This window comes from Kibdelosporangium philippinense (assembly GCF_021390435.2).
Classification (GTDB): Bacteria; Actinomycetota; Actinomycetes; order Mycobacteriales; family Pseudonocardiaceae; genus Kibdelosporangium; species Kibdelosporangium philippinense.
In genome coordinates this window covers 1,342,245-1,359,214 of sequence record NZ_JAJVCN010000004.1, presented here as the reverse complement: position 1 = coordinate 1,359,214, position 16,970 = coordinate 1,342,245, and the positions used below count along the sequence as shown (strand labels likewise).

Sequence of the window (16,970 nt, the reverse complement as noted above, 5' to 3'; positions counted from 1 at the left end):
CGGAGAAGCCACGAGGTCACGTCCATCGCAAGGCGCCTTCTGTGCTTCCCCTCGTAGCGTGGAGACCTGAACCAAGAGAGATGATCAGGTCGTGGGAGATAAGAGGCGCCGGTTTGATCCGGAGTTTCGGGCGGGTGCGGTGCGCATCGTGTCCGAGACCGGCAAGTCGGTGGCGCAGGTCGCACGGGATCTGGGGATCAGCGCGTACACCCTGCACAACTGGGTACAGGCCGACCGGCGCCAGACCGGGCAGCCCGCAGACGGGTTGAACGAGGCCGAGCGTGCGGAGTTGGCCCGGCTGCGGGCCGAACGAGCACAGTGGGCGAAGGAGAAGGCCGAGTTGGAGATGGAGCGTGATGTGCTCAAGCGCTCCGTGGTCCTGTGGGTGAAGGACGCGATGAACCAGTGATCGTGGCGGAGTTCATCGCGTCCCAGAGGACCAAGCACGGTGTCCCGCATGCGATCGCCTGCCGGGCCTTGGAGGTCTCGCAGTCCTGGTTCTACAAGTGGATCAACCGCAAGCCCACTGCCCGTGATCAGCGGCGGGAGCAGTTGGATGAGCAGATCAGGAGGTTGTTCACTGTTTCGGGTGAGACCTATGGCAGTCCCCGGATCACCCGTGACCTGCGGGAGGCCGGCTGGAAGGTCTCGGAGAACACCGTGGCGGCGCGGATGGTCGAGCTCGGTCTGGCCGGACGACCGCCGAAACGCCGGCGGTCGCTGACCCGGCCGGGGAAACGGCCAGTGGCTCGCGATCTGGTTCGGCGGAACTTCACCGCGGTGGCACCGGATGTGTTGTGGTGCGGGGATGTCACGCAGATCGACACCGATGAGGGGCCGCTGTATCTCGCGACCACTGAGGATCTGTTCTCCCGCCGGATGCTGGGTTACGCGATGTCCGCCCACCATGACGCGGCTGTGGTGGTGGCGTCGCTGCGGATGGCCGCGACCACCCGGGGCGGGGACGTGGACGGGGTGATCTTCCATACCGACCGCGGATCGGAATACACCGCCGCAGCGACCGCGGCGGCCTGCCGGACGCTGGGTGTGGTGCAGTCGATGGGCCGGGTCGGGTCCGCATTGGACAACGCCGCGGCCGAGGCGTTCAACAGCACACTCAAGGTCGAATTCGTACACCGACACCGGTTCACTACCCGAGCTGAGGCGCGGATCAAGGTCGCGACCTGGATCGCGGACTTCTACAACACCACCCGCCGGCACAGCGCCAACGACGGCCTGGCCCCGATCCCGTTCGAGCATCAGATGGCACACGCACGAGCAGTATCAGCGACGCAGGTCAGAACCGAAGTGGCATAAACCGTCTCCACGATCTGAGGGGATTGACACTTCCGCTTTGCGTACCAGACGCCCGCGAACAGCACCGCGAGGAACAGGAACATTTCCACCACGGCCGGTGTGCCTACTTCGGACACTACGAGTGTCCAGGGGTACATGAAGATCATCTCCATGTCGAAGGCCAGGAAGATCATCGTCAGCGTGTACCAGCGGACGTGGTACCTCGACATGGCATGTTCGGCCGGGGCGTGTCCGGCGAGGAAGGGCAGGCGATCAGAGGCAGTCTTGGCCAGCTGGACCGCTCGGGACACGACGTATGCCGTCGCCACCAGTACGACTGTGGCGGCCAGCAGTGCCACCAGACCCACGTGCGCACCTCCCTCGTCTGCGAAGGAGCTTAGGAGCCACCCGTCCGGACGGCAACCTCATACGGGTAGGAGGTATCCAAGCTAACCCGGCGAGAAGCCGAACACCCGCCCATAGAAAGCCAACTCGGCCTCCAAAGAAGCCCGGATGCTCTCCGGCCGCCGGAACCCGTGCGACTCCTTGGCGAAAGCCAGATAAGCGTGTTCCACCCCATGCTCGGCCAGTTCGCCGAGCAGCGCCACGGCCTGACTCGGCGGCACGACCGGGTCCAGCAACCCCTGCAGCAAAAGCAGCGGGCACGTCTCCGAAGTCACGTGCCCAAGCGGCGACCGTTCCCGATACAACGAAGGCGGCCCGACCAAAGAATCCAGGCAGCCAGCCTCAAAGTCGTGCGTCTGCTCAACCAGCAGCTGCAAATCGCTGACACCGAAATACGAAACCCCAGCGCTGAAAACAGTGCTCCGAGTCGCGGCAACAAGCACAGTCCAGCCGCCGGCCGAACCGCCCTTGATCCCCAGCCGAGCGGAATCAGCCCGACCATCGGCAACCAGGGCACGAGCAGCCGTCACGGCGTCGGCGACATCGGTAATGCCCCAGTTGCCAAGCAACCGATCACGGTAAGCCCGGCCATAACCACTGGACCCGCCATAGTTCAGATCAAGCACACCGATGCCCCGGCTGGTGAAGTATGCCTTGCCAGCGTCCAAAGCGGACGTCGCATGATCGGTCGGCCCACCATGGATCCACAGCACATATGGCGGCAACTCGCCATCAGGCGCACGAAAATCAGGGTTCGACGGCGGATACAGGAAGCCATGAACCACACCGTCCTCCCCGGTGAACTCCACCGGTGAGGCAGAAGGAAAGTACGAGGCATGAACCAACTCCGCCTCGGCACGCACCACATCGCAATGCCCACTGATGAGGTCCACCCGCACCACAGCCGCTGGCAAATCAGGGCTGTACCCAACGGAAGTAACCACATATCCGTCCACACTCAACGCTGCGGCGAATGACGTGTACGGCGTCGGCACGTCGGTCATCGAGCCGGTGTCGGGGTCGAGGATGCCAAGCCGCAGCTCGCCACGACCGTGCAGCACGACGAGCCTGCCGTCCGGCAGCAGGTCGTACGGACGACCACCCAGTGCCCACAATGGACCGGCGAATTCTTCCGATGCCGGATGAATGTGCCGCACTGTGCCCGAACGATCGACCTCGTAAGGATTACTCCAGCCCGACCGATCGGAGATCACGTAAAGGCTGTCAGCCGATCGCCAGATCGGCGCGAGAACCGATTCTCCGCGACCGCCGATCACTCGCTTGGAGTCGATCCACAATTCCGCGGAATCCCACGGCATGTCCGGGCGATTCCAGCAGATCCACGCCAGCGAACCATCCGGCGACGGCGTGGGAAATGCCAGGAAATCACCGTTGTTCACCAGTTCGCGGACGTCTCCACCAGCCAACGGAACGGCCACAATCGACCGCTCGGGCGGATCAGCGGCAACCTCCCGGACACACCACACCTCGGTACCGTCCGGCGAGAGTGCGAAGTCCGCGTACCGACCGCCATCGTCGGGCGTCAGCGGCACACAGTCATCGGCGAGCAGGTAAAGACGTTGGTCCTGGTGGTTCGCGAAGACCAGGCCGACGCCAGGAATCGGCAGGTACGACTTGCCGCCGTACTCGTGCACGCGCGTCCGCGCCTCATATCCCGCAGGCAGCACAGCGCTGACCGTCCTGTCGGCGGCACGGTGCATCACCTGGGTTCGACCGCCGCTGGACGGCGCGATCTCCTGCCACCAGACTTCGTCGCCGATCACGTGCGGGTAGCTGACCATGGTCCGGGCGCTGGCGACGTCTGCCGCCGTGATCGGCGACTTCCACTCGCCGAACGGGGCAGTGATCATGCGTTGTCCGCATCCGGGTCGTCGAAGTCACCAAGATCACTGAAGACGAACACGCGCACGGCGTAGCCGGTGTTCGGGTGGACCTGCGCGAGGTAGGCGGAGACGGGTTCGCCGACGATCTCCTCGATCGCTTCCAGGAAGTCGGCCTTCGTCGCTTCGTGCAGCGCTTCATGATGGCTGATCACGGCATCCTGACGGCCGCGTTCGCTCAGCACGGCGTCAGCGACGGTCAGGCTGTCCAGTGACAGCACCACCAAGCTGATCGGGTCGTCGTCGCTGACCGACACCTTGACGTTGCGCGGACCGCGTCCGTAGAACGACCGCTCAAGGCTGGTGATCTTTTCCGCCACCGCGTTGCGCTGTGCTCTGGTTATCCGCACCTGGCCACCATATAGTGGCCTTTCGGGCTTTGCCGTGGTGAACGCGCCGACAAGGGCGTGTTTGACGGCGGCATGAGCTCGAGCGAGATACCAATCCGTGCTGGCCTGTACCGACGGGACCCCCGACCCGGCGGACCAGGACACCACGGGTTCATAGCGAAAGGGCTGATCTCGTGGAGTTCTCCACCGACGCCGTGCTGCCGCCGGGGCAGTTGCGGGACATCGTCGAATCAATCGCGAAATCGCCGGAAACCTGGCAGTCGAAAGTGACTTTCGATCTGGCCGAAAGGTATTGTGTCCGGCTGCATCGCGACACCGAATACGAAGTGTGGCTGATCTGCTGGGACATCGGACAGGACACCCTGTTGCACGATCACGGCGGAAGTTCGGGAGCTTTCACCGTGGCCAAGGGTTCACTGGTCGAGGACTACGGAAAGATCGGCAAGCCGCGCCTGAAAACCCGCAGGCACAAAGCGGGGAAATCGGTCGGCTTCGGTCCTGAGTACCTGCACAACCTGGTGAACGTGGGCATGGAACCGACCGTGTCGATCCACGCGTACTCACCACCACTGCGGGTGATGAACTTCTATTGCTGGCTGCCATCCGGAACACACCATTTGCGAGCAATCGAGTGTGACACACCGGAACCCGACACGAGAGAACTCGAAGTCGAGGCGGCGGGCTTGCGCGTGGCGCAGCTATGAGCGAGCTCGCGAGCGAATCATTCAACACAGTGAGCTGCTCATGCGACGGGCTTGATCACAGCGGGGAGCAGGCATGAGCACTATCTCGCGGCTGCTTGAGCAGGCGCGGGAGGCGATTACCCGCTACACCCCAGCGCAAGCAGCAGAAGCACTCCGCAACGGCGCCACCCTGGTCGATCTGCGGCCGACCGAGTACCGCTGGCGATTCGGCGAGATACCAGGTGCGGTGCCCGTGTCGAGGCACGTCCTCGAATGGCGCCTCGACGTCACAAGTCCTTGGCACATCAAGGAATTACGGCATGGCGACGCCGACCAGGAGGTCATCCTGATCTGCAACGAGGGGTACACCTCCAGCCTCGCGGCCCATCAGGTGATCGCACAACTGGGCATGCCGAACATGCGTGACGTGATCGGCGGGTTCGCGGCCTGGAAAGAAGCCGGGTTCCCGGTCATGAAAAGGCTCAAGGCCTGAAAGACCCTCGTGAGTGGTTATCCTTGTTAGAACACGGATAACCACTCACGAGGGGTTACCACTCGGCGAAGCTGCCGTCGTCGTGCCGCCAGACCGGTGAACGCCAGCGGTGTCCAACCTCGGACGCCCTGCGGACCTGTTCTTCGTCGATCTCGATGCCGAGACCAGGGCCTGCCGGGCGCACGGCGTACCCCGAGGTGAACGTGAACGGCGTCGGGTCCACCAGGTAGTCGGTGTACTCGGTGCCCACGTTGTAGTGCATCCGCAGGCTTTGTTCCTGGATCAGGAAGTTCGGGGTGGCGAACGCGACCTGCAGGGCCGCGGCCAGCGAGATCGGACCCAATGGACAGTGCGGGGCCAGGCTGGCGCCGTAGACCTCCGCGAGGGCCGCGATCCGGCGCAGCTCGGAGATACCGCCCGCGTGTGACGGATCCGGCTGCAACACCGACACGCCCGCGTCCAGCACCGGCTTGAACTCCCAACGGGAATACAGCCGCTCCCCCAACGCGATCGGCACGCTGCTGCACGCGACCACCGAGGCCAAAACGTCGCCCTGGATCTCCGGCAGGATCGGCTCTTCGACGAAGATCGGCTGCACTTCCTCCAGCATCGGCAGCAGCCGTCGGGCCATCGCGGGCGAGACGCGGCCGTGGAAGTCGATGGCGAGATCACGCGTGGGCCCGAGCACGGACCGCGCCTCCCGGGCACGATCCAGCACGGCCTGAGCTTCAGCCGGGGTGGCGATGGCGTCCATTGGCCCGCAGCCGTTCATCTTCACGGCCGTGAAGCCGCGCTCCACCTGTGCCGCAACGGCTTCGGCGATCCCGGACGGCCGATCGCCGCCAACCCATGAGTACACGCGCACGCGGTCGCGCACCGGGCCGCCGAGCAGTTCGTGCACGGGAGCATTGCGGTATTTACCGGCGATGTCCCACAGGGCCTGGTCGAACCCGGCTAACGCGCTGGACAGGATCGGGCCACCGCGGTAGAAACCACCGCGCCGCAACACTTGCCAGTGGTCCTCGGTCCGCAGCGGGTCCTGGCCGATCACCAGATCGGCGAGTTCGTGCACGGCCGCGCGCACGCTCTCGGCGCGGCCTTCGACGACCGGCTCACCCCAGCCGCTGATCCCCTCGTCCGTGCTGATCTTCAGAAACAGCCAGCGCGGCGCCACCAGGAACGTCTCGACCCCGGTGATCTTCACCGATACCCCCTCATGACGAGTCCTTGTGCACCGACCAGCCACCGTCGACGACGATGCTCGCACCGGTCACAAAGGACGCCTGATCAGACACCAAAAAGGACACAACCGAAGCGACTTCGTCAGGACCTCCCAATCGCCCCAACGGAGTCGCTTGCGCACTGCGTGCTTGATCCTCAGTGGACACCCGGTCCCATGCGCCGGTGAGGACCGGTCCAGGCAGCACGCAGTTCACTCGGACATCAGGGGCGTACTCGACGGCGAGCTGACCGGCGAGCGACACGAGACCGCCCTTGGCCGCCGCGTAAGCCGGATGCCCAGGCAGCCCGAAATGAGCGTGCACAGAGGAAACCAGCACGATCGACCCGCGCCGAGCCCGCAACGACGGCAGACACGCGTGCGCGCCAAGGTAAGCAGCGGTCAGGTTGACCTCGATCTGCCGAGTCCACTCGGAACGAGAAGTCTCGCCAAGAGGTTTCACGACGACCGTGAAAGCGTTGCTGACGAACGCGTCAACACCATCGGTCGAAGCAAGCACTTGCTCCCACGTGGCGTCCGACGCCACATCGCCGACAACAGCGACCGTTGGAGCCGGATTGATGTCGACACCGATGACGCGGTAGCCATCCGAAGCCAGACGGCGAGCGGCCGCGGCGCCGATACCCGACGCCGCGCCCGTCACCACAGCACACTTAGCTGTCACAGCACCACCTGTCGCACCTGCCCACCGATGCCACGGAACGCGACCCAAGCGGACCCGTTCGCACCAGCAGCCACACCGAGCGAGCCATCGAACGCGTTGCTCGGGAACTCACCGCGCGGGAACCAACCGCCCCACTGGCCATCGGAGAAGTTGCGCTGCCACAAGGTGTAGTCGCTGGCACGAGCGAACATGTAGATCCGGCCTTCGGTCGCGAGCAACGTCGGGCTGCCGCTGATGACACCGCCGAGGGACTTCCACTCGCCGTTCTCGTAGATCCAGGCCGCGTCGTCACGCGTCCGGACGGCCACGTGGACACCGTTGGCGTCGACCACAGCGCTTGGCCTGCCGTAGATCGGCTTGAGGTTCGGCGAGCCGATCGTGGTCCAACCGACATTGTGTTTACGTTTCCACACCAGACCCACTGGGCCGGTCGCGAACATCGTCCAGTTGTCCGGCGAGGTGAACGCGACGGTCGGCGCGTCGTAAAGCTTGCCACCAAGGCGAATCCAACGGTCCCACCGTCCATTGCGGAACGTGCGCTGGTAGGCCTCGTTGTCCGCGCCACGGACAAACAGGTCGATCCGGCCGCCCGCTGAGCCGTACGCGGCGGGCTGGCCAAGGATGCCGCGGTGGACCGGGCCGTCAAGGCGGGTCCAGCGCTGAGACCAGGTGTCACCGTTCTTAGTGTTCACGACAATCGAGCCGTCCGCCGCACGGGAGAACACCGTGGCCGACGTGTCGGAGAACCGGACCAGCGCGGGGCTGGCCGAGGTGTCGCCGCCGAGCTCGGCGCCAGGAGCGGAGTCCGTGCCACTCAAGCGCAGGAACGCGGTGCCGTGCGCCGGAACCTCGACGGAGTACGAGCCGCTGAGAGTGCCGATATTGGCGCGCTTGCGGATGTCACGGACTGCGATATCGCCCTTCAGGCCCGCCTTGGCGAAGTCCAGCGTGATCTTCGACGGGTTGTCCGACCGGTTGAGCAGCGTGACCGCACGCTGTCCGCGACCGGAAAGCACCTTGCTGTAGACGTCGCCTTCGGGCGCGGACTGCACCCGGACGCCCTGGATGGCCAGCTTGTCCTGGTTGACCGCGATGATCTCCGGGTTCTTCAACGTGTCGATCATCGACTGCGGCAGCGTGCGCGGGTCCGACCCGATGATCAGCGGGGTCGCCATCTGCGCCCACATGATCAGCTGAGTGGTGGACTCTTCCTCGTTGAGCTCGTAGCCACTGCCGTCGGGCAGCTTGCGCATCGGGATCAGGTAGTCGGCGTCGTTGTAGTGCCCTGGGCCGTTGGCCTCGGGGTGCGCCGCGTTGTTGTCCATGTTGCGCAGGACGTTCTTGAACTCACCCGGCCACGGCGTGCCGACGGCGACGTCCGTGTCGGTACGCCACGAGTCACCGGTCGTCGGGCCCCAGGTGTAGTTGTAGCCGGCTTCCTGCTCCGGCGTCGTGCCCTGGCCCCATTCCCTGGTGACCGGGTTGCACAGGTTGAGGATCATCTTGCGGCCGGCCTTGCGCACGGCGGCGGAGAACTCACCGAAGGCCTTGCCTGGGTCGAGTTTCTGGGCGAGGCCACAGAGGAAGTCGACCTTGACCGCGTCGAACTTCCAGTCCGCGAACTGCTTGGCGTCGCGCTCGTAGTACCCGCCACCGCTGCCGAGGCCGCAGTGCTTGGGGTCCCACGCGCCCGCGTCGGTGTAAATGCCCGCTTTGAGGCCACGCTTGTGGATGTAGTCCACGATCGCCGGAATGCCGGATGGGAAGCGGGTCCGGTCTTCCAGGAGCCTGCCGTTCTCGCTGCGCGACGGCGTGCCCTGCCAGCCGCCGTCCAGCCACACGATCTTGTACCCCGCGTCCCGCAGACCGCTGGAGACCAGGTGGTCGGCGACGCCCTTGACGGCCTGCTCGGTCGGCGCGCCAAGGCCGTAATACGTGTTCCAGCCCATGTACGGGGTCGGCGCGAGGCCGCTGTCGTAATACTCCGGTGCTCCCTGATCGACACCGGCGTTGGCGGTGGCCACCGGGGTGACCAGCCCGGCTAACACGGCAACCAGGCTTGCCTGGATCACACGACGCAGCATTGCGACGCCTACCTTCCCGCTTCAGGACTGTGCAGCGTTGAGACTGCCGGTCGGGACGGATCGTGTCAACGTTTATTAGTAATTAATGAGCTAAAGCGCCGGATGCGGGTATTACCACTCAGTAGCGATTTCCCCTACGCTGATGCGGCACCGCACCCAGCGACGGGAGGTTCAGGCGGATGGCTCGGCGGCCCGGCTCGCCCGTGGTGATCCTGAGCGTCCTGCTCGTGCTGACCCTCGCGGGCTGGCTCGGCTTCGACTACCTGCGTACCCGCCTGGCCGCGTCCAGCTGTGACGCCGTCACGACACTGCGGATCGTCGCCGCGCCGGACATCGCGCCCGCGCTGACCACGGTGTCCCAACAGGACACTGAAAAGTGTTTCAAGGTCGAAACGGTCGCGGCCCAGTCCGGTCAAGCCATGGAAAGCCTGGCCGTGACCAAGCCGGACGTCTGGGTGCCGGAGTCTTCCTTATGGTTGCAGCGAGCGCAGGAACGCGGCTCGTGGAGCCTGCCGGTGACCGGGACCTCGGTGGCATCGTCACCGATCGTGGTGGGGCTGACCGAAACCGCGGCCCGCAAGTACGGCTGGCCGGATAAAAAGCCGACATGGCCGGACATCTTCAGAGGCGACCCGGCGATCGGGTTCCTCGATCCGGCCGTCGACCCGGTCGGGCTGGCCGCGTTGGTCGGCACAGGTGAGCTGACCAAGAAGGCGCCTGATCCGGCGGGCGCCTACGCCTTAGCCTTGCGCAAGCTGACCAAGCACACGGTTCAGGAACCCTCAGCGATCTTCGACCCGGCGCTGGAAGGCGCGGTCACGTCCGAGGTGTCGTTGAAAGCGCACAACCTCGTGGGCGCGTACGCGGATCCGGCGATCCCGTCGCTGGATTACCCCTATGTCGTGCTTCCTGGGACGTCCGACGCGCAACGTGCGATAGCGCAACAGTTCCTTGCCAAGGTGCTCCAGCAAGCCCCTATCCTGACCGCGGCGGGCTTCCGGCCGCCCAACGGCACGCCAGGGCCTGATCAGCCAGTCGTAGCGCCGGTGAACCTGCCCGACGACCCCGACAAGCTGCTCAACGAATGGGCGGCGGCCAACCGCAGCTCGCGGATGCAGGTGCTGCTGGATGTGTCCGGGTCGATGGCCGCGGCCGTGCCCAAAGCCAAAGCCGACCGGATGACCTTGACCATCAAGGCCGCCGAGCTGGGCCTTGGGCTGTTCAAGAAGACCACGAAGATCGGGCTGTGGCGGTTTTCCACGAACCTCGACGGCGACAAGGACTACCAGGAACTGCTGCCGGTCAAGCCGGTCGGCGAGCACCTCGCAAGCAATGACACGCTGGCGAAACTACGCGCGGTCAAAGCGATCAGCGGCGGCGCGACCGGCCTGTACGACAGCGTCCTCGCCGCGTACCGCTCGGCACGACAGAACTGGGAACCCGGCCGGATCAACCTCGTCGTGGTGCTGACCGACGGCAAGAACGAGGACCGCAAGGGCATCAGCCGCCAGGAACTGCTGGCCGAACTGGTGAAGCTGCAGGATCCCAAGCGGCCGTTGCAGATCATCGGAATCGGCATCGGACCGGACATCGACCCGGCCGAGCTGCGCGAGATCACCAGGGCGACCGGCGGCGACGCCTTCCCGACACCCGACCCGACCAAGATCGTCGACACCTTCTACGCGGCCTTAGGCAAGTTGTTGGAGCAGCAACAGTGACGGCTACCGCGACCCGACCAGCGCCCACCCTCGTCTTACCCAAGACAGTCAGTATCGCCGCTGCCGTGGTCGCGGCGATTCCGTTCCTGATCCACGCCATTGCCACGTTCTCCGGCTATTTCGGCCAAGACGACTTCGTCATCCTGTATCGCGCGGGCAGCAGCGGCCCGTTCGACGCCGATTACCTTTTCCAGGACTACAGCGGGCATATCGCGCCAGGGATGTTCCTGCTGGCCTGGTTCGTCACTGCCTTGGCGCCGTTGAATTACCCGATCGCGGTGATTCCCGCCCTGCTCATGCAGGCGGGCGCGTTGATCCTGCTGTGGCGGCTACTGGTCCGGGTTTTCAAGCATCGCTGGGGTTTGCTGCTGCCGTACGCTCTGTACGCGTTCTCACCGCTGATCCTGTTCTCCACCATGTGGTGGGCCTACAGCGTGCAGCTGTTTCCCTTGCTACTCACTATGTTCGGCGCGTTCAACACGCATTTGACGTATCTGCGGACACGTGAGCCCAAGCATATCGTGACGACGTTGCTGTGGACCGCCGCGGGAATGGCGTTCTACGAGAAGGCCGCGCTGTTCCTGCCGCTGCTACTTGGTTTCACGTTGCTGCTGGGCGAGCGGGCGCCTTGGCGCGTTTGGCTCGCGCATGGCGCGTTGCTCGCTGGGTTCGTGGCACTGTACGCGGGCTTGACCGTGAGCCGGATCAAGGAGGGCTTGCCTCGTGTCGAGGTGATACTGGAATTCCTCCGGCGCTCGGTGTTCGACGTGTTCCTGCCTGGGCTTTTCGGTGGTCCGTGGGCCGATCCCGCCACGGGCGCGGCGATTTCGACCCCGGCGTTAGGCCTTCGGATCGCCGCCGCGGCCATCGCGGTCGCTGTGATTGTCGGCGGAATCGTTGTCGGCGGGCGCAAAGCCGTGCTGGCGTGGAGTTTGCTCGGCGCGTACGTCGTGGTCGATCTGGCGCTGGTGATCATCACGCGTCTGCCGGAGATCGGGCCGTTGATCGGCAACGACCCCAGGTACACCGCCGATGCCGTGCCGATCACCGTGCTGTGCGGTGCTTTCGCTTATTCTTCGTTGCGGTTGAAACGCCCGGCCGCGGGCCTGCTGATCGTGGTGCTTGGCGCGAGCGCGACGTTCAGCTATCTCTGGCTGGCACCGGGATTGCAGTTCGAGAAGGCCAAGCAGTACGTGGCCACGGCGCAGGCCGCGTTGAAGGGCAACCCGTCGATGGTCCTGTACGACACGCCCGTGCCCGACCAGATCATGAGCAACTGGTTCTTCGAGGACGGCAAGGCATCCCGCGTGATCGGCCTGCTGCCCGGGCCGCCGAAGTTCGACCAGCCAGCGGAGAACCTGTACCTGCTGGACGAAACCGGCACACCCCAGAAGATCACCAATGTCCGTGACCCGGTTGTCGGCAGGCCCGGACCGTACGAGAAATGCGGCTACGCGGTCGGCTACGACACCGCGACGATCCCGTTGAGCGGGTGGAGCAATGGCCGCCGTCTGCTCCGAATGGAGTACTACACGTCAGGCAAAGGTCCGGTGACCATCCGTCTGGGCAAAACGACTTACGAAATCCAGCTCACCGATGGCTTGCACGTGCTCTACCTGGTGGTGGACGACAGTTTCAACCGTGTCGACATCAACCGGGCCACCCAGGTGGACCCGATGTGCGTTGTCGATGTCCGGATCGGCTTGCCCGTGACATGACCTGCTGATACCAGGCCGATAACAGATAACCTGAAAAAGCTTCATGCGTCCCTAGGATGGCTCGGTGAGTTTCGACGAGGTGCGGCGAGACTGGACGACGCTCGGCGAGCAGGACCCCCTGTGGGCGGTCCATGTCGCGCCGGACAAGCGCGGCGGCAAATGGGACGTCGACCAGTTCCTCGAACTGGGCCGGACCGACGTGGCCAAGGCCCGCGACTGGCTGTCCCGCTGGGACCTGCCAGTCACGTGGAAACGTGTACTCGACTTCGGCTGCGGCGCCGGGCGGCTCTCACAGGCCCTTGCCGAGCACGCCGATGAGGTCACGGGCGTCGACGTGTCCGAGCCGATGCTCGAAACCGCTCGCAAGCTGGACAGAACCGGCGGGAAATGCCGGTTCGTGCACAACGACTCGCCAGACCTGCGCCAGTTCGACGACGGCCACTTCGACCTCGTCTACACCGAACTCGTGCTGCAGCACCTGCCTGCCGACCTCATCGACACCTACTTGGCCGAGTTCATGCGCGTGCTGAATTCCGGCGGTATCGCCGTGCTGCAGTGCACGACACGTCCACTATGGACACTCAAGGGCGCGTTGTGGCGGTTCGCGCCGTACAAACTGCTCGCGATGGGGCAGCGGATCGTGTTGCGCTATCCCGCTCCCATGCGGATGACGCCGGTCTCGCCCGCGCATTTCAAGCAGGTCGTGACGGCGCACGGCGGCGAGGTCATCGACAGCCAGAGTGAGGACATTGCCGAGGCACACTGGCAGTCGACCCGATATGTCGTACGCAAGGTCTAATGTCATCGGCGTGTTGACCAAGCTCCGAAGCCCAACGCCGTGGGTGATGCTTGGCCTCACCCTGGTCTCGTTCCTGCAGCGACCAGGCAAAACGACCTTTGACACCAAGCTCGACCTCACCGTGGACCCGATCGCGTTCCTCGGCCGCGCGCTGCATCTGTGGAACCCGGAGGCCACCGGCGGCGAACTGCAGAACCAGGCCTACGGCTATCTGTTCCCGATGGGACCGTACTTCGCGCTCAACCAGCTTCTCGGGATCCCGCCATGGATCGCGCAACGGCTGTGGTGCGCGTTGTTGCTGTGCCTGGCGTTCTACGGTGTCCTGGCGATCGCGCGGACGCTGAAGATCGGCAGCACGCCCGCGCAGTACACCGGCGCGGTGGCGTACGCGCTGGCGCCGCGCATGCTCACCGAAATCGGCCCGCTGTCGGCGGAAATGCTGGCGCCCGCGATGTTGCCGTGGGTGCTTTTACCGCTGGTCAAGGCGGACCGCATCGGTTCAGCCAGACGCGCGGCCGGCCTGTCCGGGCTGGCTGTGGTGTGCATCGGCGGCATCAACGGCGCCGTGGTCATCCTCGTCCTCGTCCTGCCCGCGTTGTGGCTGCTGACAAGGGAATGGACGAAACAGCACGTCCAACTCGTGCTGTGGTGGATCGGTTCGGTCACGGCCGCGGTGGTGTGGTGGTTCCTGCCACTGATGCTGCTTGGCCAGTACAGCCTGCCGTTCGTCGACTACGTCGAATCGGCCACCAACACGACCTCGCCGATGTCGCTGTTCCAGGCGATGCGCGGGACCAACCAATGGGTCGCGTACGTCGTGCAGGGCGAGCCGTGGTGGCCGTCGGGGTTCATGCTGGTCGACCACCCGATCCTGATGCTGGCCACCGGAATGGTCGCCGCGGTCGGGCTGCTCGGCCTGGTCAGGCGTGGCCTCCCGGAGCGACGGTTCATCACGATCAGCGTGATCACCACGGTCACGTTCCTGACCATTGGGTACGTCGGCTCGCTGGACAGCCCGCTTTCCGAGACCGTGCGGGCGTTGCTGGACGGTCCGCTCGCGCCGCTGCGTAACGTGCACAAGTTCGAGCCAGGGTTACGTCTGCCGTTGATGCTCGCGTTCATGCACGCTGTGTCCCGGTTGGGTGAGGCACGTGCGTTGGGTCGTGCACGGCTCGCTTCAGGCATGGCTTTGGTTCTCGTCATGGCTGCCCCAGCGTGGCTTTTCACGCTCCGGCCAGGGCCTGGCTGGGACAATGTGCCGGACTACTGGCGTGCGGCGATGACGTGGCTCGGTGAGAAGGATCCACAGTCCCGCACGCTTTTGGTGCCGGGAACTGGTTTCGGCGAGTACACGTGGGGCAAGACGGTCGACGAGCCTGCACAAGCGCTTGCTCGCTCGCCATGGGCGCTGCGCAGTCAGATCCCATTGGGCTCCGAAGGAAACACGCGGATCATGGACGCGGTCGAGGACGTGTTGGCCGACGGCCGCGGATCTCCCGGCCTCGCCGATTTCCTCGCCCGCTCCGGACACCGGTTCTTGTTGCTGCGTAACGACATCGACCGCTCCACAACCGGTGCCCCACCGGTCACGATGATACGTGACGCGCTGGCGCGTTCGCCGGGCATCGAGCGGATCACGACCTTCGGCCCAGATATCGAGGCCCGTGACCAGCCCGGCGCGACGTCCATCGACACCGACGCGCCGACCGGCAAGGCAATCGAGATCTACGAGGTGAAACGCCCGGTCGCGCGCGCGGTGGCGACCAACCTGACAGATATCGCGACCGTCAGTGGCGGCCCGGAATCGTTGCTGCAGTTGCTGGATTCCGGTGTACTGCCGGCAGACCGGCCGACCGTCATGGCTGGTGACAGCGCGACGCCGACTGGCCAGGACTGGATGGTCACCGACGGCTTGCGCCACCGTGAACGAAACGTGGGGCGAGCACGGGACAATCTCAGCCAAACGCTCGCGGCCGACGAGAAACCGCGCCAGAACCGGCCCGCCACGGACATCTTGCCGTTCCACGGCCTCGAACATCAGACAGTCGCGGCATACCGCGGAATCCGTGGCGTGACAGCGTCCACTTCGGCCGGTTACGCCGACTCGGTCCGGCCTTCGGACCCGTCGTCGATGCCGTTCGCCGCGATCGACGGCGATCCGTACTCGGCATGGCAATCGTCGACCATTTTCGCGCCAGCCGGGCAATGGCTCGAAGTCGAATTGGACACACCCCGTGTGGTCGACCAGGTCGAGATGCGTGTCGTGGACGACGAACGCGTCGGCTGGCCGGTATCCAGAATCAGAATCACCACCGACCTCGGCTCACGCGATCACGACGTGGCCAGAGGCGGCAACCCGCAGAAGTTCTCCGTCGCACCCGGCCTGACCAGCAAAATCCGCGTCACAGTGCTGTCGGTCGCGGCGAACCGGGACACCGGTGGCGTCGGCATCGCGGAGTTGACCGTGCCGGGTGTGACAGCCCAGCGTGCGCTCCAAGTGCCCACCGACTTCGCGCCGAACTCCGGGCAACGCTCAAGTTTCGTGTTCTCGCGTGGACCGCAGCCACGATATGCCTGCGCCGCAATGCAACGGGAACAGCGTTGCGACTCAAGCCTCACCCGCCTCGGTGAAGAACCCGACGGAATCCACAGGCTGTTCCACACACGCGAAGCAGGAAACTACCGTCTCGAAGGGACAGTCCTGCCCGCAGCCGGTGGGCGGATCCCAATCCCTTCTGCGGCGACAGGATCAACCCAACTCGCCGGTGACCCTGCGGGGTCGCCACTCGCGGCGATCGACGGCAACGCGGGAACGACGTGGATCTCGGACTTCACCGACGAGACACCGACGCTTCAACTGGCATGGCAAGGCGCCAGAACCATCAGCGGCCTCAAACTCACGACTTCCGAGGCATCCGGCGCGTCGCGTCCGGCCGAAATCGTCGTCAGGACATCATCGGGAACGCGGACAGCCCAGGTGTTCACCGACGGTTCGGCGAGCTTCCCGCCGATCACGACCGACCGGATGGACATCCAGATCACCAGGACAGAGTCGCCACCCGACCGCATCCCAGGCCCCGCGGGCATCAGCGAGGTCAAGGTGACCGGCGCCGAAGGCGTGTTCCCGCCGATCCCACAGGAAACACCGTTCGTTGTCCCTTGTGGATCCGGCCCGGCCGTGACCGTGGACGGAACCACCTACCAGACAACCGTTTCCGGGACGTTGTCGGACATCGTCAACCACCGCCCACTGACCCTGGGAACATGCCGTGACCTCGTCGAAGGCATAGATCTGGAAGCACGGGAACACGAACTGCGCACCGACCGCTCGGAATCGTTCGTGGTACAGGACATCCGACTACTACCGAACACCCCGCCAGCCGCAGCCCCACGCCAGCGATCCGTGAATGTCGTCGAATGGGGCGTCGCGCAGCGTGAACTGCGAGTCGGCGCGGGCGAAGCCGCGATCCTCAGCGTCCCGGAGAACGCCAACGACGGCTGGGTGGCCAAAGTAGACGGTCAGCCGCTGGCCCGCACCCGCGTCGACGGCTGGCAACAGGCCTGGGTCCTCCCAGCAGGCGCTGAGGCCACCGTGAGCCTGCAGTTCGAGCCGGACATC

13 protein-coding genes and 1 pseudogene are annotated in these 16,970 nt (G+C 65.0%); 8 read left to right on the top strand and 6 right to left on the bottom strand.

The window, feature by feature from the left end; translation table 11 throughout:
- Positions 1 to 91: 91 nt before the first annotated feature.
- Together LWC34_RS49260 and LWC34_RS49255 are read left to right on the top strand one after the other, a co-directional pair.
- The gene (locus tag LWC34_RS49260) at positions 92 to 409 is read left to right on the top strand and encodes a transposase (RefSeq protein WP_233722568.1); all 318 of its coding nucleotides are present in this window, start codon (positions 92 to 94) and stop codon (positions 407 to 409) included.
- Complete coding sequence (locus LWC34_RS49255; protein WP_233722569.1) at positions 406 to 1,317, top strand: IS3 family transposase; 912 nt, start codon at positions 406 to 408, stop codon at positions 1,315 to 1,317. The genes LWC34_RS49260 and LWC34_RS49255 overlap by 4 nt, the downstream gene beginning before the upstream one ends.
- Here LWC34_RS49255 and LWC34_RS49250 read toward each other — a convergent pair.
- The 3 genes from LWC34_RS49250 to LWC34_RS58475 all read right to left on the bottom strand — a co-directional run bounded on the left by LWC34_RS49250 (position 1,260) and on the right by LWC34_RS58475 (position 3,952).
- A complete protein-coding gene (locus LWC34_RS49250) occupies positions 1,260 to 1,664 on the bottom strand; it encodes an NADH-quinone oxidoreductase subunit A (protein WP_233732932.1) in 405 nt (134 codons plus the stop codon). The genes LWC34_RS49255 and LWC34_RS49250 overlap by 58 nt on opposite strands.
- A gap of 81 nt (positions 1,665 to 1,745) precedes the next feature.
- Complete coding sequence (locus LWC34_RS49245) at positions 1,746 to 3,572, bottom strand: S9 family peptidase (protein WP_233732931.1); 1,827 nt, start codon at positions 3,570 to 3,572, stop codon at positions 1,746 to 1,748.
- Positions 3,569 to 3,952, bottom strand: a complete 384-nt coding sequence (locus tag LWC34_RS58475) for a Na-translocating system protein MpsC family protein (RefSeq protein WP_233732930.1) — start codon at positions 3,950 to 3,952, stop codon at positions 3,569 to 3,571. Before LWC34_RS58475 ends, LWC34_RS49245 begins: the two co-directional genes overlap by 4 nt.
- Before the next feature lie 173 nt (positions 3,953 to 4,125).
- Between LWC34_RS58475 and LWC34_RS49235 the strand changes: the two genes are divergently transcribed.
- Together LWC34_RS49235 and LWC34_RS49230 are read left to right on the top strand one after the other, a co-directional pair.
- A complete protein-coding gene (locus LWC34_RS49235) occupies positions 4,126 to 4,656 on the top strand; it encodes a cysteine dioxygenase (RefSeq protein WP_233732929.1) in 531 nt (176 codons plus the stop codon).
- A 73-nt stretch (positions 4,657 to 4,729) separates the two neighbouring features.
- Complete coding sequence (locus tag LWC34_RS49230) at positions 4,730 to 5,128, top strand: rhodanese-like domain-containing protein (RefSeq protein WP_233732928.1); 399 nt, start codon at positions 4,730 to 4,732, stop codon at positions 5,126 to 5,128.
- A 55-nt stretch (positions 5,129 to 5,183) separates the two neighbouring features.
- On the opposite strand, the gene dgoD is transcribed toward LWC34_RS49230, so the two are convergent.
- The 3 genes from dgoD to LWC34_RS49215 are packed head-to-tail and all read right to left on the bottom strand — an operon-like array spanning position 5,184 to position 9,116.
- Positions 5,184 to 6,332, bottom strand: coding sequence for a galactonate dehydratase (gene dgoD / locus LWC34_RS49225; protein WP_233732927.1), 1,149 nt, complete (start codon positions 6,330 to 6,332; stop codon positions 5,184 to 5,186).
- A 10-nt stretch (positions 6,333 to 6,342) separates the two neighbouring features.
- The gene (locus LWC34_RS49220; protein WP_233732926.1) at positions 6,343 to 7,032 is read right to left on the bottom strand and encodes an SDR family NAD(P)-dependent oxidoreductase; all 690 of its coding nucleotides are present in this window, start codon (positions 7,030 to 7,032) and stop codon (positions 6,343 to 6,345) included.
- Entirely contained in the window at positions 7,029 to 9,116 is a 2,088-nt protein-coding gene (locus LWC34_RS49215) for a DUF8189 domain-containing protein (RefSeq protein ID WP_233732925.1), read from the bottom strand. Before LWC34_RS49215 ends, LWC34_RS49220 begins: the two co-directional genes overlap by 4 nt.
- 179 nt (positions 9,117 to 9,295) lie before the next feature.
- On the opposite strand from LWC34_RS49215, the gene LWC34_RS49210 reads away from it, so the two are divergent.
- From LWC34_RS49210 to LWC34_RS59365, 4 genes and pseudogenes are all read left to right on the top strand, one after another.
- On the top strand, positions 9,296 to 10,834 hold the full coding sequence (locus tag LWC34_RS49210; RefSeq protein WP_233732924.1) for a substrate-binding domain-containing protein: 1,539 nt from the start codon (positions 9,296 to 9,298) through the stop codon (positions 10,832 to 10,834).
- Positions 10,831 to 12,552: a hypothetical protein gene (locus LWC34_RS49205; protein WP_233732922.1), complete on the top strand. Its 1,722-nt coding sequence runs from the start codon at positions 10,831 to 10,833 to the stop codon at positions 12,550 to 12,552. The genes LWC34_RS49210 and LWC34_RS49205 overlap by 4 nt, the downstream gene beginning before the upstream one ends.
- 64 nt (positions 12,553 to 12,616) lie before the next feature.
- A complete protein-coding gene (locus LWC34_RS49200; RefSeq protein WP_233732920.1) occupies positions 12,617 to 13,351 on the top strand; it encodes a class I SAM-dependent methyltransferase in 735 nt (244 codons plus the stop codon).
- Positions 13,332 to 16,460: pseudogene (locus tag LWC34_RS59365) on the top strand (alpha-(1->3)-arabinofuranosyltransferase); the annotation flags it as partial. The gene LWC34_RS49200 and the pseudogene LWC34_RS59365, both read left to right, overlap by 20 nt.
- Positions 16,461 to 16,970 lie beyond the last annotated feature (510 nt).

Coding starts and splice junctions, on each gene's coding strand:
- LWC34_RS49245 (WP_233732931.1), bottom strand. CDS start 3,572: ATGATCACTGCCCCGTTCGGCGAGTGGAAGTCGCCGATCACGGCGGCA.
- LWC34_RS49230 (WP_233732928.1), top strand. CDS start 4,730: ATGAGCACTATCTCGCGGCTGCTTGAGCAGGCGCGGGAGGCGATTACC.
- LWC34_RS49215 (WP_233732925.1), bottom strand. CDS start 9,116: ATGCTGCGTCGTGTGATCCAGGCAAGCCTGGTTGCCGTGTTAGCCGGG.
- LWC34_RS49210 (WP_233732924.1), top strand. CDS start 9,296: ATGGCTCGGCGGCCCGGCTCGCCCGTGGTGATCCTGAGCGTCCTGCTC.